24 protein-coding genes and 1 tRNA gene are annotated in these 26,687 nt (G+C 66.1%); 13 read left to right on the top strand and 12 right to left on the bottom strand.

Annotated features, from left to right (window positions below; genetic code table 11):
* Positions 1–14 precede the first annotated feature (14 nt).
* The 10 genes from BXU08_RS17425 (at position 15) to BXU08_RS17380 (ending at position 10,399) form a co-directional block, all read left to right on the top strand.
* A complete protein-coding gene (locus BXU08_RS17425; protein WP_077511206.1) occupies positions 15–707 on the top strand; it encodes a YafY family protein in 693 nt (230 codons plus the stop codon).
* 333 nt (positions 708–1,040) lie between these two features.
* Positions 1,041–4,505 (top strand): TonB-dependent receptor domain-containing protein, encoded by a 3,465-nt coding sequence (locus BXU08_RS17420; RefSeq protein ID WP_253190416.1) that lies wholly within the window; start codon positions 1,041–1,043, stop codon positions 4,503–4,505.
* Between the two features lie 89 nt (positions 4,506–4,594).
* Complete coding sequence (locus tag BXU08_RS17415; protein WP_253190415.1) at positions 4,595–5,815, top strand: family 43 glycosylhydrolase; 1,221 nt, start codon at positions 4,595–4,597, stop codon at positions 5,813–5,815.
* 11 nt (positions 5,816–5,826) lie between these two features.
* Positions 5,827–7,413 (top strand): family 43 glycosylhydrolase, encoded by a 1,587-nt coding sequence (locus BXU08_RS17410; protein ID WP_077511205.1) that lies wholly within the window; start codon positions 5,827–5,829, stop codon positions 7,411–7,413.
* A complete protein-coding gene (locus tag BXU08_RS17405) occupies positions 7,413–8,195 on the top strand; it encodes a rhamnogalacturonan acetylesterase (protein ID WP_077511204.1) in 783 nt (260 codons plus the stop codon). Before BXU08_RS17410 ends, BXU08_RS17405 begins: the two co-directional genes overlap by 1 nt.
* A 144-nt stretch (positions 8,196–8,339) precedes the next feature.
* Positions 8,340–8,558 carry a translation initiation factor IF-1 gene (infA, locus tag BXU08_RS17400; RefSeq protein WP_003049127.1) on the top strand — a complete coding sequence of 73 codons (219 nt, stop codon included), beginning with the start codon at positions 8,340–8,342 and terminating at the stop codon, positions 8,556–8,558.
* Between the two features lie 11 nt (positions 8,559–8,569).
* Positions 8,570–9,166: a nucleoside triphosphate pyrophosphatase gene (locus BXU08_RS17395; protein ID WP_077512556.1), complete on the top strand. Its 597-nt coding sequence runs from the start codon at positions 8,570–8,572 to the stop codon at positions 9,164–9,166.
* Positions 9,159–10,106: a ribonuclease gene (locus BXU08_RS17390; RefSeq protein ID WP_077511203.1), complete on the top strand. Its 948-nt coding sequence runs from the start codon at positions 9,159–9,161 to the stop codon at positions 10,104–10,106. The genes BXU08_RS17395 and BXU08_RS17390 overlap by 8 nt, the downstream gene beginning before the upstream one ends.
* Before the next feature lie 3 nt (positions 10,107–10,109).
* Positions 10,110–10,295 carry a DNA gyrase inhibitor YacG gene (locus BXU08_RS17385; protein ID WP_077511202.1) on the top strand — a complete coding sequence of 62 codons (186 nt, stop codon included), beginning with the start codon at positions 10,110–10,112 and terminating at the stop codon, positions 10,293–10,295.
* 28 nt (positions 10,296–10,323) lie between these two features.
* A tRNA-Phe gene (locus BXU08_RS17380) sits at positions 10,324–10,399 on the top strand.
* Between the two features lie 36 nt (positions 10,400–10,435).
* Here BXU08_RS17380 and BXU08_RS17375 read toward each other — a convergent pair.
* The 7 genes from BXU08_RS17375 to cyoA are packed head-to-tail and all read right to left on the bottom strand — an operon-like array spanning position 10,436 to position 17,149.
* Positions 10,436–10,966 (bottom strand): response regulator transcription factor, encoded by a 531-nt coding sequence (locus tag BXU08_RS17375; RefSeq protein WP_077511201.1) that lies wholly within the window; start codon positions 10,964–10,966, stop codon positions 10,436–10,438.
* A 1-nt stretch (position 10,967) separates the two neighbouring features.
* Positions 10,968–12,281 carry an ATP-binding protein gene (locus BXU08_RS17370; protein WP_077511200.1) on the bottom strand — a complete coding sequence of 438 codons (1,314 nt, stop codon included), beginning with the start codon at positions 12,279–12,281 and terminating at the stop codon, positions 10,968–10,970.
* Positions 12,281–12,973: an SURF1 family protein gene (locus BXU08_RS17365; RefSeq protein ID WP_077512554.1), complete on the bottom strand. Its 693-nt coding sequence runs from the start codon at positions 12,971–12,973 to the stop codon at positions 12,281–12,283. Before BXU08_RS17365 ends, BXU08_RS17370 begins: the two co-directional genes overlap by 1 nt.
* A complete protein-coding gene (gene cyoD, locus BXU08_RS17360; RefSeq protein WP_077511199.1) occupies positions 12,970–13,347 on the bottom strand; it encodes a cytochrome o ubiquinol oxidase subunit IV in 378 nt (125 codons plus the stop codon). The genes BXU08_RS17365 and cyoD overlap by 4 nt, the downstream gene beginning before the upstream one ends.
* Complete coding sequence (cyoC, locus tag BXU08_RS17355; protein ID WP_077511198.1) at positions 13,344–13,979, bottom strand: cytochrome o ubiquinol oxidase subunit III; 636 nt, start codon at positions 13,977–13,979, stop codon at positions 13,344–13,346. The genes cyoD and cyoC overlap by 4 nt, the downstream gene beginning before the upstream one ends.
* Before the next feature lie 2 nt (positions 13,980–13,981).
* Entirely contained in the window at positions 13,982–15,982 is a 2,001-nt protein-coding gene (cyoB, locus tag BXU08_RS17350) for a cytochrome o ubiquinol oxidase subunit I (protein WP_077511197.1), read from the bottom strand.
* A 15-nt stretch (positions 15,983–15,997) separates the two neighbouring features.
* Positions 15,998–17,149 (bottom strand): ubiquinol oxidase subunit II, encoded by a 1,152-nt coding sequence (cyoA, locus tag BXU08_RS17345; RefSeq protein ID WP_077511196.1) that lies wholly within the window; start codon positions 17,147–17,149, stop codon positions 15,998–16,000.
* Between the two features lie 130 nt (positions 17,150–17,279).
* On the opposite strand from cyoA, the gene BXU08_RS17340 reads away from it, so the two are divergent.
* Positions 17,280–18,650 (top strand): MFS transporter, encoded by a 1,371-nt coding sequence (locus BXU08_RS17340; RefSeq protein WP_077511195.1) that lies wholly within the window; start codon positions 17,280–17,282, stop codon positions 18,648–18,650.
* Positions 18,651–18,737: 87 nt separating this feature from the next.
* Here BXU08_RS17340 and BXU08_RS17335 read toward each other — a convergent pair whose 3' ends face one another.
* The gene (locus tag BXU08_RS17335) at positions 18,738–19,244 is read right to left on the bottom strand and encodes a hemerythrin domain-containing protein (RefSeq protein WP_077511194.1); all 507 of its coding nucleotides are present in this window, start codon (positions 19,242–19,244) and stop codon (positions 18,738–18,740) included.
* 24 nt (positions 19,245–19,268) lie between these two features.
* Entirely contained in the window at positions 19,269–20,189 is a 921-nt protein-coding gene (locus BXU08_RS17330; protein WP_077511193.1) for a DMT family transporter, read from the bottom strand.
* A gap of 83 nt (positions 20,190–20,272) precedes the next feature.
* Between BXU08_RS17330 and BXU08_RS17325 the strand changes: the two genes are divergently transcribed.
* A complete protein-coding gene (locus BXU08_RS17325; RefSeq protein ID WP_077511192.1) occupies positions 20,273–20,893 on the top strand; it encodes a DJ-1/PfpI family protein in 621 nt (206 codons plus the stop codon).
* A 2-nt stretch (positions 20,894–20,895) separates the two neighbouring features.
* Here the strand turns inward: BXU08_RS17325 and BXU08_RS17320 are convergent, their stop codons facing one another.
* Positions 20,896–21,837 (bottom strand): rhodanese-related sulfurtransferase, encoded by a 942-nt coding sequence (locus BXU08_RS17320; protein ID WP_077511191.1) that lies wholly within the window; start codon positions 21,835–21,837, stop codon positions 20,896–20,898.
* A gap of 31 nt (positions 21,838–21,868) precedes the next feature.
* On the bottom strand, positions 21,869–23,200 hold the full coding sequence (locus BXU08_RS17315; RefSeq protein ID WP_077511190.1) for a glycosyltransferase: 1,332 nt from the start codon (positions 23,198–23,200) through the stop codon (positions 21,869–21,871).
* Between the two features lie 108 nt (positions 23,201–23,308).
* Between BXU08_RS17315 and BXU08_RS17310 the strand changes: the two genes are divergently transcribed.
* Positions 23,309–24,361, top strand: a complete 1,053-nt coding sequence (locus BXU08_RS17310) for a glycosyltransferase family 2 protein (protein WP_253190414.1) — start codon at positions 23,309–23,311, stop codon at positions 24,359–24,361.
* Positions 24,362–24,456: 95 nt separating this feature from the next.
* On the opposite strand, the gene BXU08_RS17305 is transcribed toward BXU08_RS17310, so the two are convergent.
* Entirely contained in the window at positions 24,457–26,634 is a 2,178-nt protein-coding gene (locus BXU08_RS17305; RefSeq protein WP_077511189.1) for a sodium-translocating pyrophosphatase, read from the bottom strand.
* Between the last annotated feature and the right edge of the window lie 53 nt (positions 26,635–26,687).

Here is a 26,687-nt window from a genome sequence, read left to right as displayed (position 1 = left end):
GTAGAAGACGTGGAATGCGCAAGGCCGACCGACTTTTCCAAATTGTCCAGATCCTGCGCCGCACGTCGCGGCCGGTGACCGCCGACGCAATCGCAAGCGAATTGGAGACCTCGAAGCGTTCGGTGTATCGCGATATCGCCGCGTTAATGGCGCAACGCGTGCCAATCCGCGGCGAAGCGGGCATGGGATATGTCCTCGATGGCGGGTTCGACCTGCCGCCGCTGATGCTCACGGCCGACGAGATCGACGCGGTCGCGCTCGGCGCACAATGGGTCGCCGGGCATGGCGATCCCGCGCTCGCCCGCGCCGCACGCGACGTGCTCGCCAAGGTCGCGGCGGTGCTCCCAGAGGAGATGCGCGGCTTCCTGGAAGACCCGTCGGCGCGTACGCCGCCCGCCTGGGATTCGGCCGAAGACAAGGTCGATGCCGCGCAGTTGCGCCATGCCATCCGCGCCGCCCGCAAGCTTGCCCTCCGCTATGTCGATCCCACCGGCGCGCAGACCGAGCGGATCGTCTGGCCGCTGGTGATCGGCTATCTCGAAGCGGTGCGCGTACTCATCGGCTGGTGCGAACTGCGTAAGGGTTTCCGCACCTTCCGGCTCGATCGCATCGAGCACGTCGTGTTTCTGGACGAACCGATCCCTTCGGATCCCGGCCGCTTGCGCCGGAAATGGCGCGCGACGCTCGGCGTGCCCAAGCCGCTCTGAACCACCGGCCGCGCGATTCGGCACAGCTTCCGGCAATGGCTGGCCAGGACATTGATACCGGTATCATAATTGTCATATCATTGATTTTGCTCATTTAAATTAACCACCCTAGCGGTTGCGATCAGAGCATGTTGCCGCTACCATCATGCTACCGGTGTCTATCACGATTCCGGTAGAGACGGCCGCAAAGGCCGCGCGAAGAGGAGAGGCAGACGCCTCCGGGCCCACGCAGCGACGAAATATCGTCCGCGTGCTCCAGGGTATTGCGGCTACGCCGCCCTCCTCCTCGCTGACATGACGGCACGCCGCAGGGACAGCGGCAACGGGAGGGGAATGATGATCAAGAAGACTGCAACCGCGACGATCCTGCGCAACGGCGCGTCCTTTGCGGCGCTCGCACTGGCAGCGACGTGGAGCTGCGCCGCCGTGGCCCAGGGCGCGGAACCCGCGGAAGAGGCCCAGCCCGCCGCCGTGCAGGACGAAGGCGATGGCGTGCAGGAGGGCGAGATCGTCGTCACCGGCTACCGCGCGGCACTGCGCAGCGCGATCCGCGAGAAGCGCGACGCCGCCGTTCAGATCGACGCGATCAATGCCGAGGACATTGCCGACTTCCCTGATACCAATCTGGCCGAATCGCTCCAGCGCCTGCCCGGCGTGTCGATCGACCGCGACAATGGCGAAGGCCGTACGATCACCGTCCGCGGCCTGGGCGGCGACTTCAACCGCACGCGCCTCAACGGCCTCGAAGCGCTGTCTACCGCGGGCGCCAACGATGCGGGCACCAGCCCAAATCGCAGCCGCGCGTTCGACTACAACACCTTCGCGTCCGAGCTGTTCAGCTCGTTGAAGGTGCAGAAGACGCCGTCCGCCGAAACCGACGAGGGCTCACTCGGCGCGACGATCGACCTGCAGACTGGCCGCCCCTTCGACTATGCTGGACCAACCCTCGCCGTCTCGGCCGAGGGCAGCTACCAGCAGAACAGCAAGAAGTGGAATCCGCGCTTCGCCGGGCTCGCCTCGACGCGGTTCTTCGACGGCACGATGGGCCTGCTGGTCTCGGGCGCGTACAGCAAGACCAAGAACGAGCTCGACCAGTATCGCCGCGCGCCGGGCCAGTCGGACTATCTCTATCGCAACTCGGACTTCCTCGGCGCCGAGAACCCCCAGCGCGCCGGCTTCGCCGCGCCGATCGGCACCAGCTTCGGCGCAGTGGTGACCAACCCCGAAGCGATCGCCGCACTCACCGGATCGGATGCAGCCGCCTATGCCAAGCTCTATCCGGGCGCGCCGTTCAATACGCCGGGCCGCCTCGACGATTCGCTGGTCCGCATCCCCGCGCTCGCCGCAGTCGAGCAGCAGGATGTCCAGAACGAGCGCATCGGCGTCACCGCGTCCTATCAGTGGCAGATCAGCGACCGTACGCTGCTGAGCCTGGACGGCGCCTATTCGCGCTTCTGGAACCAGAGCACCTACAACCAGGTCTCCTCAGTGGGCCTCAACCGCAACAACACCAACGCCGCATACAACACCGCGACCAACTCGATCACGCCAGTCGCCGCGCGTGCGCTGTACCCCGGCCTGTGCGTGCCGAACGCGGGCACTGATCTGGTGCCGGCGCAGGATTGCGGCCAGCAACTCTATGGCTCGACCCCAGCCTTCGCGACGGCGTTCAACGCCAGCGGCGTGCGCGGCCCGTCGATCCTCGGCGCCGCGGCGGTGTCGCCTACCGGCACGACGCCGGCCAACGCCAACATCTTCAGCGTCAATCCGTTCAACCTCGATCCGTACGACTATTACAACAATCCCAATTCGGTTGGGTACATCCCGAGCACCAACCGCCTCGCGTTCCGCGGCGCGCTGATCGGCCGCCCCGCGGTCGAAGTGCTCGACGCCAACGTCACCAACGGGCTCGCCGACTATCTGGTGATGCGCAACGTCGATTTCCGCTCGGCCGCCGACCAATCGACCTACACCACCAAGTTCAAGCAGGGCTCGATCGACCTGCAGCATCAGTTCTCGGACGTGTTCAAGGCGCAGATCATCGCCGGCGCATCCGAATCGACCAACTACACCCAAGGCCTGCTGGTCGAGTTCAACCGCATGGATTCGCAAGGGTCGTTCATTTACGACGAGCGCGAAGGCGGCGCGATGCCCAAGATCGATTTCGGCTTCGACGCGGCCAATCCGGCGAACTGGGAAGTCGTGAAGGGCTTCTCGGGCATTCGCCACTACCAGCGCTTCGTCAAGAACACCTACAAGCAGGCCAAGATCGATTTCGACTGGCAGGCGAACGAGGAGTTCAACCTCGGTTTCGGCGCGAACATTCGCAAATACGCCTTCGAAACCTCGTTCTACGAGCGCAACAACGACCTGCTCAATCCGACGTTGCGCGAAGCCGGCGCCACCACAGCCAGCGTCAGCCGCACGATCAATTTCGGTCAGGGGCTGAACGTCCCCGACGGCACGATGACCAGCTTCATCGTGCCGAGCATCCAGGCATTCGACAATCTGTTCGACTTCACCTGCGAGTGCGTCAACAAATGGGGCGACTGGCGCCTCACCAACAAGCGCAACGGCGGCCGCGAGAATTTCGGCGTCGAGGAAACCGATACCGGCTTCTACTTCCAGGCCGACTGGAACAGCCAGTTGTTCGGGCGTCCGTTCCGCGGCAACGCCGGCACGCGCATCGCGATCACCGACGTGACCTCGAACGGCGCCACCACCGCCGGCCGGCCGATCGTCGGCACCAACAAATACACCGATTACCTGCCGTCGGTGAACGTAGTCTACGAGCCGGTCGAGAACCTGCTCGTCCGCCTTTCGGCGTCGAAGGTGATGGCGCGTCCGCTGCTCGGCAATCTCTCGCCGACGCTTACCGCAATTTCGATCCCCTCGGCCGCCGGCGCGCAATCGGGTGGCACGCTGACGATCGGCAATCCCAAGCTAAAGCCGTTCCGCTCGACCAATTTCGACGCCAGCATCGAATGGTATTTCGCGCCGGGCGGCCTGCTGTCGGTCGCGGCGTTCCAGAAGGATATTTCGAGCTTCCCGCAGACGATCTTCTTCACTGCGCCGCTCAGCAACTTCGCCGACGCGGAGACGATCGCGGCGATCGTCGCACAGTTCGCCGCGGGATCGCCCCAGGCCGAATACATCCTCGCCAATCGCGACTTCCAGGCGCGCCAGTTCGCCGACGCGCCGGGCGGCTGGCTGCGCGGCATCGAAGCCAGCTTCCAGATGGACTTCACCTTTCTGCCGGGATTCCTCAAGAATTTCGGCGCGCAGCTGAACTACACGCACATCGATTCTGAGCTGAACTACATCCTCGATCCGGGCTCGGCGACGGCGCCGCGGACCACCGGCAAGGGGCCGTTCCTCGGGGTATCGCCAGACGCCGTCAACGCCACGCTCTATTATGAGAGCAAGGCATTCCGCGCACGCGTATCGGTGGCGCAGCGCAAGGGCTACAGCACTTCCTATCCGATCGCGGCGGGATCGTGCAGCCCGGGCATCATCCCGAACCCGACGCCGCTCACTCCGGGTCAGGTCAATGCGAACAACGTCCCCGGCGGCTATTGCACCGGTCCGCTGATCAACGACTTCGTCTACAGCCGCTCGACGACCAACGTCGACGCCTCGATGAGCTTCAACTTCACCAGCTGGGCCTCGCTCACGCTGGAGGGGCTGAACCTCACCAACCAGACCAGCGACCGTTATGCCTATGAAGGGCAGAACGCCGTGACCCAATATGCCAGCTCGGGACGTATCTTCCGCGCCGGCGTCCGCTTCCGCTTCTGACGCGGAGGCGCGCGATCCATCCACCTGTCCCTTCCGCCGGCCTGGGCGACTCTCGACTCGATCGACGGTCGCTCCTCGCCGGCGGGTTTGTGCTCGGGGGACTGACGCTCGGCGGGACCGGCTGGGCACAGGAGTCGCCTTATGGCCCTGCCCCGCTTTCGGGCGGGCAGCTCGACCCCAGGGGTGACGATAGCGGCCGGATCGTCCCCGCCCCGCCCAAAGGCTATTGGCCGTATTCGGGTGTGAGTGGCCCGGGCCGCAAGCCCGATGCGGCGAGCGCGCGCGGCGGCTGGCTCTCGGGGCTGCCCGATGTGCGCTATCAGGGGCCGGGCACGCCGCGCTATCCGATCGCGCCGTGGGGCGACGCTGCCAGCGGCAGCGCCGTGAAGGCCGGGCTGCTACCCCCGATCCGCCCCCTTCACGACGTCCATATCCGCGACACGATCGTCTGCCTGGGCGGCGACGGCAATTACTACATGACCGGTTCGACCGGCGACAATATCTGGGCAGTCAATGACGGCGTCGAGCTGTGGCGCTCGAAGGACCTGACGGACTGGAGCTATCTCGGGCTGGTGTGGAGCATCGAGCGCGACGGCGTGTGGGAACGCAACTGGCGGATGCGCAAGGGCGTGCCGTTCCGCGCGCTGTGGGCGCCCGAGATCCACTATCTGCGCGGCACCTACTGGATCGTCCACTCGATGAGCCGCGCCGGCGTCGGGATCCTCAGGAGTACCAGCGGCAAGCCTGAGGGCCCCTATGTCCACGCCTTCTCGCCCGACAGGCCCTTGCGCGGCGGGATCGACGCGACGCTGTTCGGCGACGATGACGGCTCGGTGTGGTTCACACTCGGCTCGGCCGACGAGATCGTCCGGCTGAACGACGACATGACCGGTTTCGCCGGCCCCTGGCAGAAGATGGTCGCGCCCGAAGCCGACTATGATTTCGACCCCGCGCACCACCGCAAGGAATGTGCTGCCAAGGGCTACAGGCATTTCGGCTATGAGGGCGCGACGATGTTCAAGCGCAACGGCGTCTATTATCTCGGCGTCGTCGACCGCTATGAGGACCGCTATTCCTTCGCCATGTGGATGTCAGACAAGCCGACCGGTCCGTGGCGCAACCGCCATGAGGGCCCACCGTGCTGCGGCGGCGGGAATTTCCTGCGCGATCATCTGGGCCGCTGGTGGGTCACTTTCTTCGGCAATGACGAAGCGAGCCCGTGGCGCGAGAAGCCCGGGCTGGTCCGCATCGACTTCGCCCCCGACGGCCGCGTGATCGTGCACCGCGACCAGCCCTTCGCAACAACCTGAAAGAGGACGAGATGGACATCAGCAGGCGGGAAGCGTTCGCGGCGGCGCTGGCGGGAAGCGCAGCGGCACTGGTCCGCCCCGACGAAGCCGTCGCCAAAGCCGCGCCCGACTGGAAACGCGGTTTCGACAACCAGCGGGTCGCCGATCTCGGCAACGGCCAGTTCCTCAATCCGCTGATCTCCGGCGACCGCGCCGATCCCGCCGTCCTCAAGGACGGCGCGGACTATTACATGACTTTTTCGAGCTTTGATTCCTATCCGGGGCTGACGATCTGGCACTCGCGCGACCTGATCAACTGGCAGCCGCGCAAGGCCGCGCTCAGCAAGAATATCGGCTCGGTCTGGGCGGTCAGCCTCGAGAAGCACAATGGCCGCTACTTTCTCTACATCCCTGTCAAGGCGAAGCCCAACTCGATCTTCGTGATCTGGGCCCATCATATCGACGGGCCGTGGAGCGACCCGATCGACTTGAAGCTCCCCAACCATATCGATCCCTGCCACGCGGTCGGCGAGGACGGGTCGCGCTGGCTGTTCCTCTCGGGCGGCGACCGCATCCGCCTTTCCGCCGACGGCCTGTCGACGGTGGGCGAGGTCGAGCATGTCTATGATCCATGGCGCTACCCCGCTGACTGGGAAGTCGAAAGCTTCTCGCCCGAAGGCCCCAAGATCCACCGCCATGGCGACTGGTTCTACATGATCACCGCCGTGGGCGGCACCGCGGGCCCACCCACCGGCCATATGGTCATCGCCGCGCGCTCCCGTTCGATCCACGGCCCGTGGGAGCAACATCCGCGCAACCCGCTGGTCCGCACGGTGAGCGCCGCGGAGAAATGGTGGTCGCGCGGCCATGCCTCGCTGGTCGAGGCGCCCGACGGCAGCTGGTGGTCGGTCTATCACGGCTTCGAAAACGGATATTGGACGCTCGGGCGGCAGACGCTGCTCGATCCGATCGAGTGGACCAGGGACGGCTGGTTCCGGATGAAGGGCGGCGACCTGTCGCAGCCTATCCGCAAACCCAAGGGCGGCACCGCCCTGCCGCATGGCCAGCCGCTGTCGGACGATTTCAGCAAGCCGCTGCTGCTTGGCAGCAAGTGGAATATCTTCAAGCCCACGCCCGACGAAAACCGCCGCCAGCGCATCGAAGACAGCGCGCTGGTGCTCAAGGCCTCGGGCACCGCGCCCAGCGATTCGTCGCCGCTCCTGCTGATCGCCGGCGACCAGGCCTATCAGTTCGAATGCGATATCGAGATCGCGCCGGGCGGCAATGCCGGGTTGCTGCTCTTCTATGACGAAAAGCTCTATTGCGGCCTCGGCTTCGACGAGAAGCGCTTCATCACGCATCAATATGGCATCGCGCGCGGCAGGCCGGCCAATCCCCATGGCCGCCACCTGCGGATGCGGCTGGTCAACAACCGCCACATCGTGTCCTTCCACATCTCGACCGACAAGGGCGCGACCTGGTCGCGCTTCGATCGGGGCATGGAAGTGTCAGGCTACCACCATAATGTCCGCGGCGGTTTCCTGATGCTGCGCCCCGGCCTCTATTCGGCCGGCGAAGGCGAGACCCGCTTCCGCAACTTCCGCTTCCGGGCGCTGTGATGCGCGCCCTCCTCCCCGCGCTGCTGATCGCCGCGCCGGCGATGGCGCAGGAAGCCCCGCGCCCGATCGCCGCTTCCAAGATCGTCCTCGTCGGCGATTCGACCACCGCGGTCATCGGCGGCTGGGGCCCGAGCTTCTGCGCCTATCACGTCACCTCCTTTGCCGCCTGCGTGAACCTCGCGCGGGGCGGGCGCAGTTCGGGCAGCTATCGAACCGAAGGGTCGTGGGACCTCGCGCTCGCCGAGATGCGCGCGCAGGGCTATAAGAAGATTTGGGTGCTCATCCAGTTCGGCCACAACGACCAGCCCGGCAAGCCCGGCCGCTCGACCGACCTCGCCACCGAATTCCCCGCCAACCTTGCCCGCTATGTCGATGAGACGCGCTCCGCCGGGGCGACACCGGTGCTGCTGACGCCGCTTACCCGCCGCAGCTTCAAGGACGGCAAGCTCCAGAACGACCTCGAACCCTGGGCCGCCGCGATCCGCAAAGTCGCCGCGGAGAAGCAAGTGCCGCTGCTTGATCTCAATGCCGACAGTGCCGCCGCGGTGCAGGCAATGGGCGAGGCCGCCGCCGATCGCTTCGCCCAGCTTCCGCCCGGGTCGGCGCCGATCGGCCCGGCACCCGCAAGCGCGACCGAAGTCGAGGTCAAGCCGATGGCCACGCCGAAGCTTTCATTCGATCGCACCCATCTCGGCGTCGAAGGGGCCAACTACTTTGCCGCGATGGTCACCCGCGAACTGGCCGAAGCGATTCCGGAAATGCGTCCGCTGCTGGTGCGCTGACAGCGCGAAACGACTGGAATTGTCCCCCACCCATACCCATATCGGCGCTACGGGCGCGCGAAGCCGCCGTCCGCCTTCCCTTTTCGCGCGCAGCAGAGTAAAGGCACCGCCACTTTTGCTGGCGTTCACCTGAGAGGCATATTTTTGGCCAAAGAAGAACTTCTGGAAATGCGCGGTCAGGTCGTTGAGCTTTTGCCCAACGCCATGTTCCGCGTTCGGCTTGAGAATGATCACGAGATCCTCGGCCACACCGCCGGCAAGATGCGCAAGAATCGCATCCGTGTGCTGGTCGGCGACGAAGTCCTCGTCGAACTCACGCCCTACGACCTGACCAAGGGCCGTATTACCTACCGCTTCAAGTGAGCGTCGGGCCGATGCGGCTCGTTCTCGCTTCCACTTCACCGCGCCGCCGCGACTTGCTCGCGCGGATCGGAGTCGTGCCCGACCGAATCGTCGGTCCCGATATTGATGAAGAACCGCGCCCCGGCGAGTTGCCACGCCCGTACGCGCTGCGGCTGGCCGAGGAAAAGGCGCGCGCGGTGGCCCGTGCCGAGGACGAGATCGTCCTGGCCGGCGACACCACCATCGGCGTCGGCCGCCGCATCCTCAACAAGCCCGAGGACGATGCCGATCATCGCCGCATGCTCGGGCTGCTCTCAGGCCGCCGCCACCATTGCTTGTCCGCGGTCTGCGTGATCGGGCTCGACGGCAAGGCGCGGACGCGTGTCACAGACACGATCGTCACCTTCAAGCGGCTGAGCGACGCCGAGATCGACTGGTACATCGCCAGCGGCGAAGGACGCGGCAAGGCCGGCGGCTATGCCATCCAGGGCCGGGCAGAGGCATTCGTGCGCTTCCTGTCGGGTAGCCATTCGGGCGTCGTCGGGCTGCCGGTATTCGATGCGCGCGCGCTGCTTGAGGGCGCAGGCTATCCGTTGCTTCAGCCGAACGAAGAACGCCCGCTTGGCTGAGTGGCTCTATGAGGCAGGGATCGGCGAGAACCGCGCCGCCCTGGTCTCGCGCGGCACCATCTGGAAAGCGCGCATCGAACTCGAAGCCATGGGCGCGCGCCACGGCGCAGTGCTCAACGCGCGGCTGGTCGACAAGAGCACCGGCAAGGTCGCGTATGACGGCGGCGAGGCGCTGTGCGATCCGTTGCCGCCGGGAATCACCCAGGGCGCCACGCTGCGGGTCAGGATCGTCCGCGAGGCGATTCCCGAGCCCGGCCGCGCAAAGCTGCCCAAGGCAGTGCCTGCGGGCGCCGACGCAGTGCCCGACGCCGGTCCGGACCTGCTTGCCCGGATCACCGCGAGCGGCGTGCCGGTGCGGATGCTGCGCGCGCATGAAAGCGACCTGCTCGAAGAAGCGGGCTGGTCCGAAGTTCTCGAAGAAGCGGTGCATGGCGATATCGGCTTTCCCGGCGGGATGCTGCGGCTGTCGCCGACGCCGGCAATGAACCTGTTCGACGTCGATGGCGCCGGCCCGCTCGAACCGCTTGCCGTCGCGGCGGCGCACGCGGTGGCGCGCGCAATCGAGCGGCACGGCATCGCCGGATCGATCGGCATCGACTTTCCGACGCTGGCGAACAGGGCCGCGCGCCAGGCAGTGGCCGAGGCGATCGACGCGGCGCTTCCCCAGCCATTCGAGCGGACCAGCGTAAACGGCTTCGGCTTCCTCCAGATCGTGCGGCGGCGCACGCGGGCGTCGCTGCCCGAACTGCTCCGCGCCGATCCGGTGGGCGCACAGGCGCGCGCCGAGCTTCGCCGCATCGAACGGCTTCCCCCGCCGCCACCGGCTACCCATATGGTGGACAGGCGAATCGCCAACCGGCTGGCACAGCGGCCCGACTGGACCGCCGAACTGGCGCGGCGAATCGGCGGCGCGACGGCGTTCGTCGGCCCCAAGGAGTAGACATTGGCCAAGCGAGACGGCTGCCCGATCTGCGGCAAACCGACCACCGAAGAGTTCAAGCCCTTCTGCAGCCGCGGCTGCAAGGACCGCGACCTGCTGCAATGGCTGGGCGAGGGCTATCGCGTTCCCGGCGAGCCTGTCGATCCGGGACAACAAAGCGGGCTAGACAGCGCGCGGGACCCCGACTAAGAGGCCCGCTCCCGGCCACGCCGGGTATGCCCGGGTAGCTCAGTTGGTAGAGCATGCGACTGAAAATCGCAGTGTCGGCGGTTCGACCCCGTCCCCGGGCACCACTTCCCAATTCTTGAAATTTGACCCGTCCCCCAAGCCTATTTCACCGGCCGCTTGTCGAGCTTGCGCGCCAGGGTGCGCCGATGCATCCCGAGCCTGCGTGCGGTCTCGGAGATGTTGAAGCCGGTGGCGGCGAGCGTCTCGTTGATCATTTCCCACTCGTGCGTCTTGATCGAGGTGGGGCGGGCAGTGACCGGCGTGTCGGGATCGCCGTCATTCTTGCCGAATGCGGCCTCGATGTCGTCGGTGTTCGACGGCTTGACCAGATAGTGCGCGGCGCCGAGCTTGATCGCTTCCACAGCGGTGCCGATGCTCGCATAGCCGGTGAGCACGACGATCAGCGTGCTGGGATCATGCGCGTGGATGCGGGCGACGCAGGGCAGGCCCGATGCGGTGCCGAGCTTGAGATCGACCACGGCGCGATCGGGAGTCTCGGCCGCGAGCAGCACCTCGAGCTCGGCGGGGGATGCGGCGACGCGCACCCGGTATCCGCGCCGCTCGAACGAACGCTGGAGCGTGCGTGCGAAGGTCTCGTCGTCCTCGACGAGGATCAGGCTGGGGCCGTCCATCTCAGCGTCTCTCCTCGGGCAGGGCCAGCGGCAGCACGATGCGCACCTCCGCGCCCGCCATCGCGCGGTTTCGCGCCTCTAGCCGGCCGCCGAGGCGCCGCGCGACGTTGGTCGCGAGGAACAGCCCTACGCCGTGCCCGGCACCCTTGGTAGACTGGTACAGCTTGCCGACCTTAGCCAGGGCGTCGGGGCTGAAGCCCTCCCCCCAGTCGCTCACGGCAATGGCGAGCATGCCGGCCTCGATCCGCGCGGCCAGCCGCACGCCCACTGGAGAGGCCTCGGCGGCATTGTCGAGCAGGTTCCACACCGCCTGGCGCAGCGCGTCGTCGATTGCGATGACAGCCTCGCCGGCGCCGCCGGGGGCATAGTCCAGCGGGACGTGCGGGTGCGTCGCCTGCCACGCTTCGGCGACGGCATCCATGAAAGGCCCCGCCGCGCGGCTCTCCATCGCCTCGCCGCGCGGCTGGCCGGCGGAGTGGAGGATGTCGGAGACGATCGCCTTGCAGCGCTGGACCTCGGACTGCATTTCCTGAACTTCGGCGGCAAGCTCGGGGTTCGCAGCGATGTCCGGCATGCGCCGCCAATCGGCGAGGATCACCGACAGCGTGCCGAGCGGGGTGCCCAGCTCGTGCGCCGCGCCCGATGCGAAAAGGCCCATGCGGACGATGCCGTCCTCTTCGGCGGCATGCTGGCGCAGATCTGCGAGATGCGCGTCACGCGAGCGCAAGTTGCGCGTGATCCGGGTGATGAACAGTACGAGCAGCCCGGCGACCATGAAGAAAGCGATCCAGTGGCCGATCGCGAACAGATCGGTGCTGTCGTCGGCCAGCCGGTGCGGCAGCGCCAGCGGCACATGGCGGATGCTGAGCAATGCGTAGCTGCCGGCCGTCGCGCCGACGAGGATCGCGGCACGGGCCGGCGGCAACAGGATCGCGCCGAGGACGACCTGCAGCAGGTAGAGCGAAATGAACGGGTTGGTCGCACCGCCGCTGAAATAGAGCTGGAGAGTGAGCGCGCCCATGTCGAGCAGCAGCGCGAGCATCACTTCGGCACGGCGCACCCGGTGCCGCGGCAGCGCGAGCGTGGCGAGCAAATTGGCCGCGGCGAGGGCCAGCGCGACGGTGAGCATCTCCAGCACGGGCAACCGCACGCCCAGCCCGAAATGGACGAACAGGATCGCCAGCGTCTGCCCGGCGACGGCGATCCAGCGCAACTGGATGAGCTGGCGCATATTGTCCGCGGCCGCGGTCTCGGCCGAGGGGCCGTAGAAGGCGCCGGCGCGGCGGCGTGTTAGCGCGAGCAGCGGGGCGTCCATCACTCGGCCTCGCGCATGCGCAGCAGGAGGACCGCCCCGCCCAGGCACAAGGCTGCGAGCCCGAACCAGGTGAGCGCATAGACCAGATGGCTGTTGCGGAAGGCGACCACGGTAAGGCCGCCTATCGGATAGCCGCCGGGATTGGGCGCGGCGTCGACATCGATGAAATAGGGCGCGACGGGGCCGATTCCGCGGGCGCGGGCGATCGCCGCCACGTCGCGCGAATACCAGCGGCCCTGCGCGGGATCGTTCGCGCGCAGCAACTGGCCGCCCGGCTCGCTGACGCGCAGCAGCCCGGTGACGGTCACCGGGCCCTTGGGCTGTGCCCGGCTTGCCGGATCGCGGCGCTCGGAAGGCACGAAGCCGCGATTGACCAGCACGATGCCCTGCGCTGTGCGTAGCGGCGTCAGTACCCAGAAACCGGCGCCGCGCTCGGTCAGCGCCTGGACCAGCGTCTCGCGGTCGGGGAGGAACTTCCCGGTCGCGACTACCCGGCGATATTCATGGGCGTGCGGGTCTGCTTCGAGCCCCGCCAGCGATACCGGAGCGGCATGGACCCGCCCCTCGACGCGCGCGATCAGGTCGAGCTTCCAGGCGCGCCGCTCGACTTGCCAGACGCCCAGCGCCGCGAATCCCGCCGCGGCGAGCAGCGCCAGCGCGACGAACAGCGCGCGCTTGACGCGGCGGCTCAGGACCCGGCACCCATCTCCGCCGTCATCGGCATCATGTTGGTGTTGAGATGGTACATGATCCACAGCGACCCCGCGATTACGATCAGGACGACAACCGCGGTGAAGGCGTAAGCCATCAGCGTCCAGCCGCCTTCCGACTGCGTGTTGACATGGAGGAAGCAGACGGTGTGGACGATGATCTGCACCACGGCGAACGCGACGATCAGGATCGCAGTGGTCTGCGCATCCTGCAGCACCCCGGTCATCACCAGCCAGAACGGCACCGCGGTGAGCACGACCGAGAGCAGGAACCCGATCAGATAGCCGCGCCGCGAGAGGTGGCCGTGCGCCTGGGCGTGGCCATGGGCGTCGGGGGTTTGGGTGGCGTCGTTCATCGCAGGACCCCGAGCAGGTAGACGAAGGTGAAGACGCCGATCCAGACGACGTCGAGGAAGTGCCAGAACATGCTCAGGCACATCAGCCGGCGCTGGTTTTCCGGATGCAGCCCGCGCTGCGACAGCTGGACCAGCATGACGCCGAGCCAGAGAATGCCGAAGGTGACGTGCAGCCCGTGCGTCGCGACCAGGGTGAAGAAGGCCGAGAGAAACGCGCTGGTCTGCGGCGTCGCGCCTTCGTGGATCAGCTCGGTGAACTCGAACAGCTCGATCCCGACAAAGCCGATGCCGAGCAGCCCGGTCAGCGCCAGCCAGAGCTGGGTGCCGCGCAGATTGCCTTCCTGCATCGCGATCATCGCGAAGCCATAGGTGATCGAGGAGACCAGCAGCAGGCCGGTGTTCACCGCGACCAGCGGCAGCTCGAATATCTCACGCGGGCTCGGGCCGCCGGCATAGCTGGTGCTCAGCACGCCATAGGTGGCGAACAAGGTCGCGAAGATGAGCGCGTCGCTCATCAGGTAGATCCAGAAGCCGAGCATCGTGCTGCCGCCGGCTTCGTGGTGATGCGTGTCATCGACGTCGTAGAAAGACACGTCGGTCACGCGGGCATCGGTCGCTGCGTTCGCGGCCATGGTCAAGCTCCCGTCGCGAGCAGCTTGGTGCGCGCGTCCTCGCTCTGCGCCACTTCATCCGCCGGGATGAAATAGTCGCGGTTGTAGTTGAAAGTGTGAACGATGCTGACCACGAACAGCCCCAGCGTGGCGGCGATCGCCAGCCACCACATGTACCAGATCATCGCGAAGCCCAGCGCCGCAGCGAGCACCGACAGGATCACGCCGGTGCCGGTGTTGCGCGGCATGTGGATCGCCTTGAAGCCGGTCGTCGGCCGTACCGCGCCGCGGTCCTTCATGTCGTACCATGCGTCGAGATCGTGGACCTGCGGCGTGAACGCGAAATTATACTGCGGCGGTGGTGACGAGGTCGCCCATTCGAGCGTGCGGCCGTTCCAGGGATCGCCGGTGGTATCGCGCAGCTTCTCGCGATTCTTGATGCTCACTCCGATCTGGATGACGAAGGCGAGGATGCCGATCGCGATGATCCCCACGCCGATCGCGGCGATGATGAACAGCGGCTGCGTCGTGGGGTCCTCGATATGCTGGAGGCGGCGGGTGACGCCCATCAGCCCGGCGACGTACATCGGCGTCCAGGCGACCCAATAGCCGATCACCCAGCCCCAGAAGTGGATCCTGCCCCAGAAGGGATCGAGCCGGAAGCCGAACGCCTTGGGGAACCAATATTCGATCGCCGCGAACAGCCCGAACACCACGCCGCCGATGATGACGTTGTGGAAGTGCGCCACCAGGAACAGCGAATTGTGGAGCACGAAGTCGGCGGGCGGCACTGCGAGCAGCACGCCGGTCATGCCGCCGACCGTGAAGGTCAGCATGAAGGCGATGACCCACTGCATCGGCAGCTCGAAGCGGATCTGGCCGCGATACATCGTGAACAGCCAGTTGAAGATCTTCGCGCCGGTGGGGATCGAGATGACCATCGTGGCGATGCCAAAGAAGCTGTTCACCGATGCGCCCGAGCCCATGGTGAAGAAGTGGTGGAGCCACACCAGCCACGACAGGATGGTGATGACCACGGTGGCGTAGACCATCGACGAATAGCCGAACAGGCGCTTGCCGGTGAAGGTCGAAGTGATCTCGGAATAGATGCCGAACGCCGGCAGGACGAGGACATACACCTCCGGGTGCCCCCAGATCCACACCAGGTTCCAGTACATCATCGGGTTGCCGCCGAGATCGTTGGTGAAGAAGTTGGTGCCGATATAGCGATCGAGCATCAGCATCGCGAACGCCGCGGTGAGCACCGGGAAGATCGCGACGACCAGGATGTTGCTGCAGAACGCGGTCCACACGAAGATCGGCATCTTCATCATCGTCATGCCGGGCGCGCGCATCTTGATCACCGTCGCGATCATGTTGATGCCCGACAAAGTCGTGCCGATGCCGGCTATCTGCAGCGCCCATAGATAATAATCGGGACCGGTGCCCGGGCTGTTCTGCAGATTGGCGACCGGCACGTAATTGAGCCAGCCGGCAGTGGAGAACTCGCCGACGAACAGCGAGATCATCACCAGCACCGCGCCCGCCGCGGTCAGCCAGAAGCTGAGATTGTTGAGGAAGGGAAACGCCACGTCGCGCGCACCGATCTGGAGCGGCATCACATAGTTGACGATGCCGACGACCAGCGGGATCGCCACGAAGAAGATCATGATCGTCCCGTGCGCGGAGAAGACCTGGTCATAGTGATGCGGCGGAAGATACCCTTCGCTGCCGCCGAAGGCGATCGCTTGCTGGAGGCGCATCATCACCGCGTCGGCGAAGCCGCGCAGCAGCATGATGACGCCCAGGATCACGTACATGATCCCGATCTTCTTGTGATCGATGCTGGTGAACCACTCGGTCCACAGCCAGCCCCACAGCTTGAACTTGGTCACTACCGCGACGACGCCGAGCCCACCCAGGATGACGACGGCGAAGGTGACGAGCAGGATCGGCTCGTGGATCGGGAAGGATTCGAAGGTTAGGCGGCCGAAGATCGCCCGGCTGAGACTTTCGTCGAACATGATGGCTCCGGCCGTTCAGGCTGCGCCGGCGCGGGCGAGGCCCGGCGTGGCAGGGATAAGGTTCAGCGACGTGTTCCGGTTGGCAGGCGCTTCCTTCTCTTCGGGCGAGGTGCGATTGGGGCCGTTCCCCTTTTCCTCGCCTTCCTTGAAGATCGCGCCTTCCGGCTTTTGCCCATGCGGGGGCGGGTTGTTGCGGCCCGAAGGCATGCCGGCGCCGGCGCGCGGATCGTGCGGATGCGTGCCGCCCGCCTTGCGGTCATGGCGCATCACGTCGCTCATGCACGGCGTACCGGGGCGAACGCAACGGTTATAGACGCGGTCGAACAGCTGCGCCTCGACGCCCGAGAAATACATCGCCGGCACCTTGTCGGTCGGCTTTTCGAGCTCGAGGAAGCGCGTGGCGTCGAGCGCCGGGCCGCTGGCCTTCACGCGCGCGACCCATCCGTCGAACCCGCCCTGATCGACGCCGTACAGCTTGAAGCGCATGTTCGAGAAACCCGCGCCGCTATAGTTGGCGGACATGCCCTCGAACGTGCCGGGGCGATTGAGCACCGCGTGCAGCGTGCTGCGCATGCCGGGCATGGTGTAGATCATGCCGGCCAGCGTCGGCGCGTAAAAGGTGTTCATCATGTTGGTAGAAGTGAGTTCGAAGCGCACCGGGCGATCGACCGGGAGCGCGAGCTCGTTGACCGTCGCGACGCCCTGTTCGGGATAGATGAACAGCCACTTCCAGTCGAGCGAGACGACCTGGACGACGAGCGGCTTGATCTTGGGATCGACCGGCTTGTTCGCCGACACGCGATTGATCGGGCGGAACGGGTCGAGCAGATGCGTGCTCCACCAGGTGAGCGCGCCCAGGCAGATGATGATCAGCAGCGGCGCCGACCAGATGACCAGTTCGAGCCCCGTCGAGTGATCGAAGTTCGGGTCGTAGGTCGCGTCCTTGTTGCCCTTGCGATAATGCCAGGCGAACACGACGATCAGCGCCATCACGGGCACGATGATGAGCAGCATCAGCGCCGTGGAGATATAGATGATGTCGCGCTGCTGGACCGCGATGTCGCCGGCCGGATCGAGCACGGCACCGCTGCACGCGGACAGCAATGCCGCCAGGGGCAGCATCGTCAGGAAGCGGCGTACGTTGGGCACAAGTTTGTCTTCGCGCATGGACCTCCGCCTATCCCGGCGCCTACCCGCACCGACATTGGACATTTTGTCCTATCCCCGCCGTGCGCTTTTCTGGTGCAACGCACGTTCAAACGCAATAACATCAAATCAGGCCGCCGGAGCGAAAAGAATGAGTGCACCGATTGCCGCGTCGACCTCGACGCCGCTCGAACGCGATGCTCGACTCGTGAATGCCCGCGATCACAAGATCGCGCCGGGCGAAATCGCGATCGGCGTCATCGTCGGGCGGACGAGCGAATTCTTCGACTTCTTCGTCTACGCCATCGCATCGGTGCTGGTGTTCCCGTCGCTGATCTTCCCCTTCGTCGACCCGCTGACCGGCACGCTCTATTCGTTCGCGCTGTTCTCGCTGGCGTTCATCGCCCGCCCGCTCGGCTCGGCGATCTTCATGTGGATCGATCGGCATCACGGACGCGGCGTGAAGCTCACCATCGCGCTGTTCCTGCTCGGCGGATCGACGATGGCGATGGCCTTCCTGCCCGGCTACGACCAGATCGGCATCGCCGCCGCGTGGATGCTCGCGGCGCTGCGCATCGGCCAGGGCATCGCCCTGGGCGGCGCCTGGGACGGGCTGCCGTCGCTGCTCTCGCTCAACGCGCCCAAGGACCAGCGCGGCTGGTACGCGATGATCCCGCAGCTGGGTGCGCCGCTCGGCCTGATCGTCGCCGCCGGACTGTTCGCCTTCTTCCTCTCGACGCTGTCGACCGAGGATTTCCTGTCCTGGGGCTGGCGCTATCCGTTCTTCGTCGCCTTCGCGATCAACGTCGTGGCGCTGTTCGCGCGGCTGCGCCTCGTCGCGACGCCCGAGTTCGAGCATCTGTTCGAAAGCCGCGAGCTCCAGCCGGCGCCGTTCTGGGAGACCGTGCGGCTGGAGGGCCGGACGATCGTGCTCGGCTCGTTCGCGCCGCTCGCCAGCTTCGCGCTGTTCCACCTGGTCACCGTCTTCCCGCTGTCGTGGGTCACGCTGTACAGCGGCGAGCCGGCGGAGCGGTTCCTAATCATCGAGATCATCGGCGCCGTCGTCTGCGTGCTGGCGATGATCGCTTCGGGCGTGATCGCGGACCGAGTCGGCCGACGCGCGGTCCTCGGCGTCTCGGCGGTGCTGATCGCCGCCTATAGCGGGTTCGCGCCGCAGCTGCTGGGTGCCGGCGGCTTTGGCGAGACCGTGTACATGATGGCCGGCTTCGTCCTGCTCGGCCTGGCGTTCGGCCAGTCCTCGGGCGCCGTCAACGCCAGCTTCTCGAGCCAGCGCCGATATACCGGCGCGGCGACCACCGCCAATCTCTCCTGGCTGATCGGCGCCGGCTTCGCCCCCCTTGTCGCGCTGGCGCTGGCGAGCAGCTTCGGGCTGTGGTCGGTCGGTGCCTATCTGCTATCGGGTGCGATCTGCACGCTGGCGGCGCTCGGCATCAACAAGGAATGGGCACGCCGCAACGAGGAATCGAGCGACGCCGTCGCCGCTGCCGCCGCCCAGGGCTGAAGCCCCCCGACAAACGAAAAGGGGACCGCGCCTTGGTTGGCGCGGTCCCCTTTTCTTTATCACGCTCTCCCGCCGGGAGAGGGAGGATCATGCGGTTTCGAACGTCGTCGTCTCGGGCTTGGGCAGGCCTGACGCCTTATACTCGGCGGTCAGCTCTTCCTTGCGCGCGCGGAGCTGGTCGCCCAGCGCGTCCATGTCGAGCCCGGCCTTGCGCGCCTGCGAGAACATGCCCTCCATGCGCATCTCCTCTTCCTCGACATGGTGCTCGATCTGCTCGGACAGCACCTTGACCTTGGCGTCGTAATATTCGTCGTCGGGGCTGCCCGCCTCGATCTCGGCAATCAGCACCTTGGCGCTGTCATGCTCGACATAGGCTTCCTTGAGCAGGTCCTCTTCGATCTTCCCCTCGCAGGCTGGATAGAAGATCTCTTCCTCGATCTTGGCATGGACGGTCAGTTCCAGGCAGATCTGCGTCGCGAGCTTGCGCTTGGTAGCGGCGTTGCGCGCCGCTTCGAACTTCTCGAACAAGTCCTCGACCACGCGGTGATCGGCCTTGAGCAATGCGACGGCGTCTTGCTTGGTATCGGTAGCCATGCGGTGTCTCCCTCTTCACGAGGTTCAACCGTGCGCGGTGCTGTTCGTTCCGCGTGCCCGCACGATGGCGCTCACGATTATTCCACCGAGAATCAGTGCCATACCCGCATAGTGATGCGCGTGAAGCTGCTCGCCCAGCGTGAGCGCGGCGAGCAGCGCGCCGAACAGCGGCATCAGCGTGATCGCCTGCCCCGCGCTTGCCGGGCCGAGCGTCGCGACGGCGGCGTTGAACAGCGCATAGGCGACCACCGACGGCAGCAGCGCGACGTAGAGGATCGCGGCGAACACGCCCGGCGACCAGGTCATCGCTGTGATCTCCCGCCATTCGGTCGCGGCGAGCGGCAGCATCGCAATCACGCCGATGGTGAAAGTGACTGCGAGGAAGCTCTGGGCATGGAGCTTGGGACGCAGCCGCAGCAGCGAGGTGTAGAACGCCCAAGCGACCACCGCCGTGAGGATCAGCGCATCGCCGCGATTGAATGCGATTTCGGAGAGCGCGCCGAGCCGCCCCTGGAAAACGATCACCACCACGCCGAGCGTCGAGAGCGCGACGCCGAACACCGCGCCGATCCCCGCCCGGATGCGGAAGATCGCGAAGTCGACGAGCAGCACCAGCGCGGGGATCGCGGCCTGGAGCAGCATGCCGTTGCTCGCCGTGGTGTAGCGCAGCCCCGAATAGAGGAAGGCGTTGAACGCGGCGACGCCGAGCAGGCCGAGCAGCAGGATCATCGGCCAGTTGCGGGCGATGACCGGGCGGTCCTCGGCAAGATAACGCGCGGCGAAGGGCAGGATCACCAGCAGCGCCCCGCTCCAGCGCAGCAGCGCAAGCAGGAAGGGTGGGATATCATCGCGCACCGCACGGCCGACGATCGAATTGCCCGCCCAGAGCAGCATCACCAGCGCGAGCATGCAATAAGCGGCGGTCTGGGGGCGCAGGCGGATCATGATCCGCCCTCTACGGGCCGCGGGTTCGAATGGCGAGCCGCCTCGCGCGGTGATAGAGCCGCGCTTCGCCAGAGGGGGCCCCAGTGCAGATTGCAGTCCTGACGTTCGACGGGTTCAACGAGCTGGATTCGTTCGTTGCCGCCGCGATCCTCAATCGGATGAAGGCCAGGGGCTGGGCCGCGCACATCACCTCGCCATCCGAGCAGGTGACCTCGATGAACGGCGTGACCGTCCACCGCCAGCGCCCGATCGAATTCGCGCGCGAGGCCGATGCAGTGATCATCGGCAGCGGCATCCGTACCCGCGAGATCACAGCCGATGGCGCGCTGCTCGCCCGCATCGCGCTCGATCCGTCGCGCCAGCTGATCGGCGCACAATGCTCCGGAACGCTGTTGCTCGCCAAGCTCGGGCTGGTCGGCGACCTGCCCGCCTGCACCGACCTGACGACCAAGCCCTGGGTGATCGAGGCGGGGGTGACAGTGCTCGACACCCCCTTCGTGGCGCACGGCAATGTCGCGACGGCGGGCGGATGCCTCGCGTCGCAATATCTGGCGGCATGGGTTCTCGCGCGGCTGGCCGGGATCGACGCGGCCGAAGCGGCGATGCGCTATGTCGCGCCGGTCGGCGAGAAGGACGCCTATGTCGCCCGCGCGCTTGCGGCGGTGACGCCGTTCCTGCCCGACGCGACGCCCTTGGCGGCCTGAGCTCAGCGCTCCGGCAGGATCGCGCCGACATGCGCCTCGCCGCGCGCCGCGGCGAGCGCCGCTTGGCGATGGCGCTCGGCATAGCGTTCACGCTGTTCGTCGTTCCGCTCGGCGTGGCAGGCCGGGCAGGCACTTCCCTCGACGAACAGCGGCGAGCGCTGGTCCTCCTCGCTCACCGGCCGGCGGCAGGCGCGGCACAGGCCATGGCTGCCCTGCTCCAGCCCGTGGCCGACCGAGACGCGCTCGTCGAACACGAAGCATTCGCCTTCCCACCGGCTGTCGGTGGGCGCGACCTGCTCCAGATAAGCGAGGATGCCGCCCTTGAGGTGATAGACCGAGTCGAGCCCCTCGGCCTTGAGCAGCGCCGTCGCCTTTTCGCAACGGATGCCGCCGGTGCAGAACATCGCGATCCGGGGCTTCGCCCCCTCGCCTTCCCATTCGTGGCGATGCGCGCGCACCCATTCGGGAAACTCGCGGAAACTCTGCGTCCTGGGATCAATCGCGCCGGAAAAGCTGCCGATCGCGACTTCATAGTCGTTGCGCGTGTCGATCAGGATCGTGCCCGGCGCATCGATCAACGCGTTCCAGTCCTGTGGCGCGACATATTCGCCGGCGTCGGTTGGATCGATACCGGGCTCGCCCATCGTCACGATCTCGCGCTTGATGCGCACCTTCATGCGGTGAAACGGCATCGTCGCCGCGCGCGATTCCTTGACGTCCAGGTCGCCGCAGCCCGGCAGGCCGCGGATATGCGTGAGCACGGCCCCGATCGCCGCGTCGGTCCCGGCGATCGTTCCGTTGATCCCCTCGGGCGCGAGCAGCAGCGTGCCCTTCACGCCCTGCGCGCAGCACAATTGCGCAAGCGGCGCCCTTATCGCTTCGCAATCGTCGAAACGGGTGAATTGATAGAGCGCGGCGACGCGGAAAGTGGCAGATTCGGACACCGCGCGCTCCTAGCAGAGCGGCGGCGCCGCGTCATGCCGCCATGCGCAGCTGGTCCTTCGAGAGCAGCGCGAGCAGCGAGATCCGGTTGAAGAACCACATCTTCTCGATGCGCAGGCCGCTATATTTCTGGATCGTGTTGGTGAAGGTGTAGGGCGTGTACCAGACATTGTGATCGGGGTGGACGACCTCGACGAAGGTCTCGCTGTCGCCGAGATAGTCGAAATGCCGCGCACGGCACTGGAACGCGTCGGGCACCGAGATCAGGAATGCGCCGGCATCGATGTTCTCCAGTTCGGCGAGGAAGTCCGAGACATTGGCGACATGCTCCATCACTTCGGGGACGAGCACCAGGTCATAGCTTTCGGTGACGTCGCTCAGGCTGGAGAACAGCCGCCCCTTCACATGCGGCGCGAGCTGGTCGAGCGCCTCGGTATGCGGATCGACGCCGTCGAGCTGCGCGCAGACCGGCTCGAGCGCGAGGTGGAGCGAGGTGTTGATATCGGTGATCGGCCAGTCCGCGCAGCCGATATGGAGCACGCGCTTGCCCTCGCAGAAATTGCGCAGCACCGAGCCGCGGCCCAGCCCGACGAGTTCGCTGCTGACCTGCACGCGCTGGACGAAATAGGGCGCATTGCCCGCTTCGACCGGCGAGACGCCGGGGACCGCTTCCACCGGCGGCGGCGCAACGATGCGCGGCTTGGGCGGCGTCAGTTCGGCCGGCTCGCTAACGTCCAGCGTGTGGATCTCGTCATAGGCGCGCCGAGTCGAGCCCCAGAGCTGGTCGGCATAGACCGGATCGCTGCCGTCATATTCCAGGCCGGTGAAGTGCCGCGGGATGAAATAATGGCTCGGATAGACGCGCAGCTTCGAATAGCCGTATTTCCGATAGCTGTCGGTCAGCCGCTGCGGGCCGACGGTCTTCCACGCCTTGGCATGGGTGACGCTGGGCTCGGCATGGATGTCGTGGATGATCTGCTCGACCAGCGGATTGCCGGCCTCGCAGCCGAAATAGCCCGCGGCGATCAGCCCGGGCCGGGCGATTTCGTTTTCCCAGCAGGCGAACGCCTCGCAATCGAGCAGATGATCGTCGAGCGGGCGCAGCGCGATGCTGTCTGCGTCGACGACCACGCCGCCCTTGGCATGGAGGATCTCCCAGCGCATCATGTCGGCGACGCCGTTGAGCTCGCGCTCGTACATCGCGGTCATGTGATCGCGGTTGAACCAGTCCTGGCTCGCGAAATCGTCATTGCCCCATAGCAGGAATTCCCAGTCGGGATTGAGTGCGCGCCACGTATCCATGCAGTTGGTCGGGCATTTGCTTTCGTCGCCAACCCAGATGAAGTGCATCAGCTTCGGGATCATGCTCGGTTCCTTACGGTGCTGTCACGAAGCTAGGGCGGTTTGGTTAACAGTTTGTTTGCCTTGTTCGCCGATGTTCCGGCAGCGTCACCAACAGCCCGGAACCGATCGATGCGCCGCACTTTGCCGCCCAAGCCCGTCATCGCCGCGGTGCTGATCGTCCGCGACGAGGCACGCTGCATCCTGCGCTGCCTCGAAAGCCTCCGCCCGCACGTCGACCGCATGCTGGTGCTCGATACCGGCTCGACCGACGGCACGCCGATGCTCGCGGGCGGCTGCGGCGCCGAGGTCCATCATCTGCCCTGGCCGGACGATTTCTCGATCGCGCGCAACCACGCGCTCGATCTCGCCGACGCAGACTGGAACCTGATGCTCGACGCCGACGAGTGGATCGTCTCGGGCGGCGAACAATTGCGCCGCTGGTGCCGCCAGCCGCGGCTCGGCAAGATCTGCGTCCATAGCGACATGGACGGCGCCGCGACGCCCGACGCCGAGCGCCGCAACTGGCTGACCCGGCTGCTGCCGCGCGGCGTCCGCTTCGAAGGCCGCGTCCACGAACAGGCGATATCGCCGCTGCCGCGCGCGCGCATCGAGCTCCATGTCGGGCATGACGGCTATCTGCCCGATCAGCTGGACCGCAAGCGCGGCCGCAACACCCCGCTGCTGCTCCGCGATCTCGCCGAGCGGCCGGGCGATCCGTACATCCTCTACCAGCTCGGCAAGGATGCCGAAATGCGCGGCGATCTGGCCGCGGCATGCACGCACCACGCGGCGGCGCTTCGCGACACGCCCGCCGGCGCCAATTGGCGGCATTCGCTGGTGGTCCATCAGCTCCATTGCCTGAGCAAGCACGGCGACACCGATGCCGCGCTGGCGCTCGCCGACGCGGAGATGGCGAACTATCCGGATTCGCCGGACCTGTTCTTCGTGCTCGGCAATCTGCTGCTCGATCGCGCCCTGACCGATCCGGCGCAGGCGATCGACCAATGGCTGCCGCTCGCGATCGGATCGTGGGAGCGGTGCCTGGAGATCGGCGAGCGGCCCGATCTCGAAGGCAGCATGCAAGGCTGCGGCAGCCACCTCGCCCGCCACAATCTCGACGCCGCACGCACCCAGCTACGCCTGCTCGACATGCAACAGGAACTGGCGCGGCTGGTGGCTTGATTCACTGGGCTGCTGCTTTCGCAGGAGCACGAGACAAAGAAAACCCCGCCCGGATCGCTCCGAACGGGGTTCAATTCACACAGTCACGCGCAGGCTCACCCCACGCCGTGTCCCGCCAGCGCCGCCAGCAGCAGCAAGGCGACGATGTTGGTGATCTTGATCATCGGATTGACCGCCGGTCCGGCAGTGTCCTTGTACGGATCGCCGACGGTGTCGCCGGTCACCGCGGCCTTGTGGGCCTCGGATCCCTTGCCGCCGTAATTGCCGTCCTCGATATACTTCTTGGCATTGTCCCAGGCGCCGCCGCCCGACGTCATCGAGATCGCGACGAACAGGCCCGAGACGATCACGCCGAGCAGCATCGCGCCGAGCGCCGCAAAGCCCTCATGCTGGCCCGCCACTGCCGTGATGATGAAATACACGGCGATCGGGCTGAGCACCGGCAGCAGCGACGGGATGATCATTTCCTTGATCGCCGCCCGCGTGACGATATCCACGGTACGGGCATAGTTGGGACGGCTGGTCCCCTCCATGATGCCCGGATTGTCGCGGAACTGCGCCCGCACGTCCTCGACCACCGATCCCGCTGCGCGGCCCACGGCGGTCATGCCGAACGCACCGAACAGATAGGGCAGCAACGCGCCGAGCAGCAGCCCGACGATGACGTACGGATTGCTCAGCGAGAAATCGACGTCGACGTTGGGGAAGAACTCGTGAAGGTCGGTGGTGTACGCCCCGAACAATACGAGCGCCGCGAGCGCAGCCGAGCCGATGGCATAGCCCTTGGTCACGGCCTTGGTGGTGTTTCCCACCGCGTCGAGCGCGTCGGTCTTGTGCCGCACTTCGTCCTCGAGCCCCGCCATCTCGGCGATGCCGCCGGCATTGTCGGTCACCGGCCCATAAGCGTCGAGCGCGACGACCATTCCGGCCAGCGCGAGCAGCGACGTCGCCGCGAACGCCACGCCGATCACTCCGGCGATCTGGTACGACGCGATCACTGCGACCACGATCACCAGCGTCGGCAGCGCCGTCGATTCGAGGCTGATCGCCAGCCCCTGGATCACGTTGGTGCCGTGGCCGGTCACCGATGCCTTGGCGATCGACTTGACCGGGCGATACTGGGTGCCGGTGTAATATTCGGTGATCCACACCAGCAGGCCGGTCACCGCCAGGCCGATCATCATGCAGATGACCAGATCCCAGCCGGTGAAGCTCGGACCGTCGGCAAGGCCGGTATTGACCTGGTCGGCAGTGCCGGTCGACGCTTCGAGGAACGCCGCGGGATCGGGCATGCCGCCGATCACCGTGTCGAGACCGCCCAGCGTGTAATGCGTCACGCCGATGATCGCCGGGATCGACAGGATCACGGTGACCCAGAAACCCTTGTAGAGCGCGCCCATGATCGACTGGCTCTTGCCCAGCCGGACGAAATAGGTGCCGATGATCGACGTGATGATGCACACCCCGCCGACGATCAGTGGCAGCGTCATCAGCGCCAGCAGCTGTTCGGGCACCAGCCCGCGCATCAGCAGCGCGATCGTCACCATGGTGATGCCGATCGTGACGACATAGGTCTCGAACAGATCGGCGGCCATGCCCGCGCAGTCGCCGACATTATCGCCGACATTGTCCGCGATGACGGCAGGGTTGCGGGGATCGTCCTCGGGAATTCCGGCTTCGACCTTCCCCACCAGATCGGCGCCGACGTCAGCCGCCTTGGTGAAGATGCCGCCGCCCAGACGCGCGAAGATCGAAATCAGCGAAGCGCCGAAGGCGAGACCCGTCAGCGTCTCGATCACTGCGCGCGAATTGGGCGCGAGATCGGCGACGTCGACCAGATAGGCGAAGATCCCCGCGATCGAGAGCAGTCCCAGCCCCGCCACCAGCATGCCGGTGATCGCGCCGGAACGGAACGCCAGCGTCAGCCCGGCCTGGAGCGAATGCCGCGCAGCCTCTGCCGTGCGGACATTGGCGCGCACCGAGATGTTCATCCCGATGAACCCGGCAAGCCCCGAAAGCACCGCGCCGATGACGAAGCCCAGGGTCGGCAGCGCCCCGAGCGTGAAGAACATCACGACGGCGACGATCACGCCGACGATCGCGATGGTGAGATATTGCCGGCCGAGATAGGCCTTCGCCCCTTCCTGGATGGCGGCGGCGATGTCCTGCATCTTCTCGTTGCCGGGCGAGGCGCGGAGCACCTGCTGGCTCGTCAGAAAGCCATAGGCCACCGCCAGCAAACCGCAGGCGATGGCGAGATAAACAATCGTCATCAGGCGAAGTCCTTCCCCTAGAACTGGATCCCGCGCCGGTCTTGTGCCGGTCA

The organism is Sphingomonas sp. LM7, assembly GCF_002002925.1.
GTDB lineage: Bacteria > Pseudomonadota > Alphaproteobacteria > Sphingomonadales > Sphingomonadaceae > Sphingomonas.
The sequence above is the reverse complement of the archived record's forward strand: the minus strand, read 5'-3'. Positions and strand labels throughout refer to the sequence as shown.

Bases quoted from the DNA above. Each gene is read 5' to 3' on its own strand.
- BXU08_RS17395 (WP_077512556.1), top strand. From the start codon at position 8,570: ATGCGGCTCGTTCTCGCTTCCACTTCACCGCGCCGCCGCGACTTGCTC.
- BXU08_RS17370 (WP_077511200.1), bottom strand. From the start codon at position 12,281: ATGGACGCCCCGCTGCTCGCGCTAACACGCCGCCGCGCCGGCGCCTTC.
- BXU08_RS17405 (WP_077511204.1), top strand. From the start codon at position 7,413: ATGCGCGCCCTCCTCCCCGCGCTGCTGATCGCCGCGCCGGCGATGGCG.
- BXU08_RS17425 (WP_077511206.1), top strand. From the start codon at position 15: ATGCGCAAGGCCGACCGACTTTTCCAAATTGTCCAGATCCTGCGCCGC.
- cyoA (WP_077511196.1), bottom strand. From the start codon at position 17,149: ATGCGCGAAGACAAACTTGTGCCCAACGTACGCCGCTTCCTGACGATG.
- BXU08_RS17335 (WP_077511194.1), bottom strand. From the start codon at position 19,244: ATGGCTACCGATACCAAGCAAGACGCCGTCGCATTGCTCAAGGCCGAT.
- cyoC (WP_077511198.1), bottom strand. From the start codon at position 13,979: ATGGCCGCGAACGCAGCGACCGATGCCCGCGTGACCGACGTGTCTTTC.
- cyoD (WP_077511199.1), bottom strand. From the start codon at position 13,347: ATGAACGACGCCACCCAAACCCCCGACGCCCATGGCCACGCCCAGGCG.
- BXU08_RS17305 (WP_077511189.1), bottom strand. From the start codon at position 26,634: ATGACGATTGTTTATCTCGCCATCGCCTGCGGTTTGCTGGCGGTGGCC.
- BXU08_RS17375 (WP_077511201.1), bottom strand. From the start codon at position 10,966: ATGGACGGCCCCAGCCTGATCCTCGTCGAGGACGACGAGACCTTCGCA.
- BXU08_RS17315 (WP_077511190.1), bottom strand. From the start codon at position 23,200: ATGATCCCGAAGCTGATGCACTTCATCTGGGTTGGCGACGAAAGCAAA.
- cyoB (WP_077511197.1), bottom strand. From the start codon at position 15,982: ATGTTCGACGAAAGTCTCAGCCGGGCGATCTTCGGCCGCCTAACCTTC.
- BXU08_RS17410 (WP_077511205.1), top strand. From the start codon at position 5,827: ATGGACATCAGCAGGCGGGAAGCGTTCGCGGCGGCGCTGGCGGGAAGC.
- BXU08_RS17310 (WP_253190414.1), top strand. From the start codon at position 23,309: ATGCGCCGCACTTTGCCGCCCAAGCCCGTCATCGCCGCGGTGCTGATC.
- BXU08_RS17420 (WP_253190416.1), top strand. From the start codon at position 1,041: ATGATGATCAAGAAGACTGCAACCGCGACGATCCTGCGCAACGGCGCG.
- BXU08_RS17340 (WP_077511195.1), top strand. From the start codon at position 17,280: ATGAGTGCACCGATTGCCGCGTCGACCTCGACGCCGCTCGAACGCGAT.
- BXU08_RS17330 (WP_077511193.1), bottom strand. From the start codon at position 20,189: ATGATCCGCCTGCGCCCCCAGACCGCCGCTTATTGCATGCTCGCGCTG.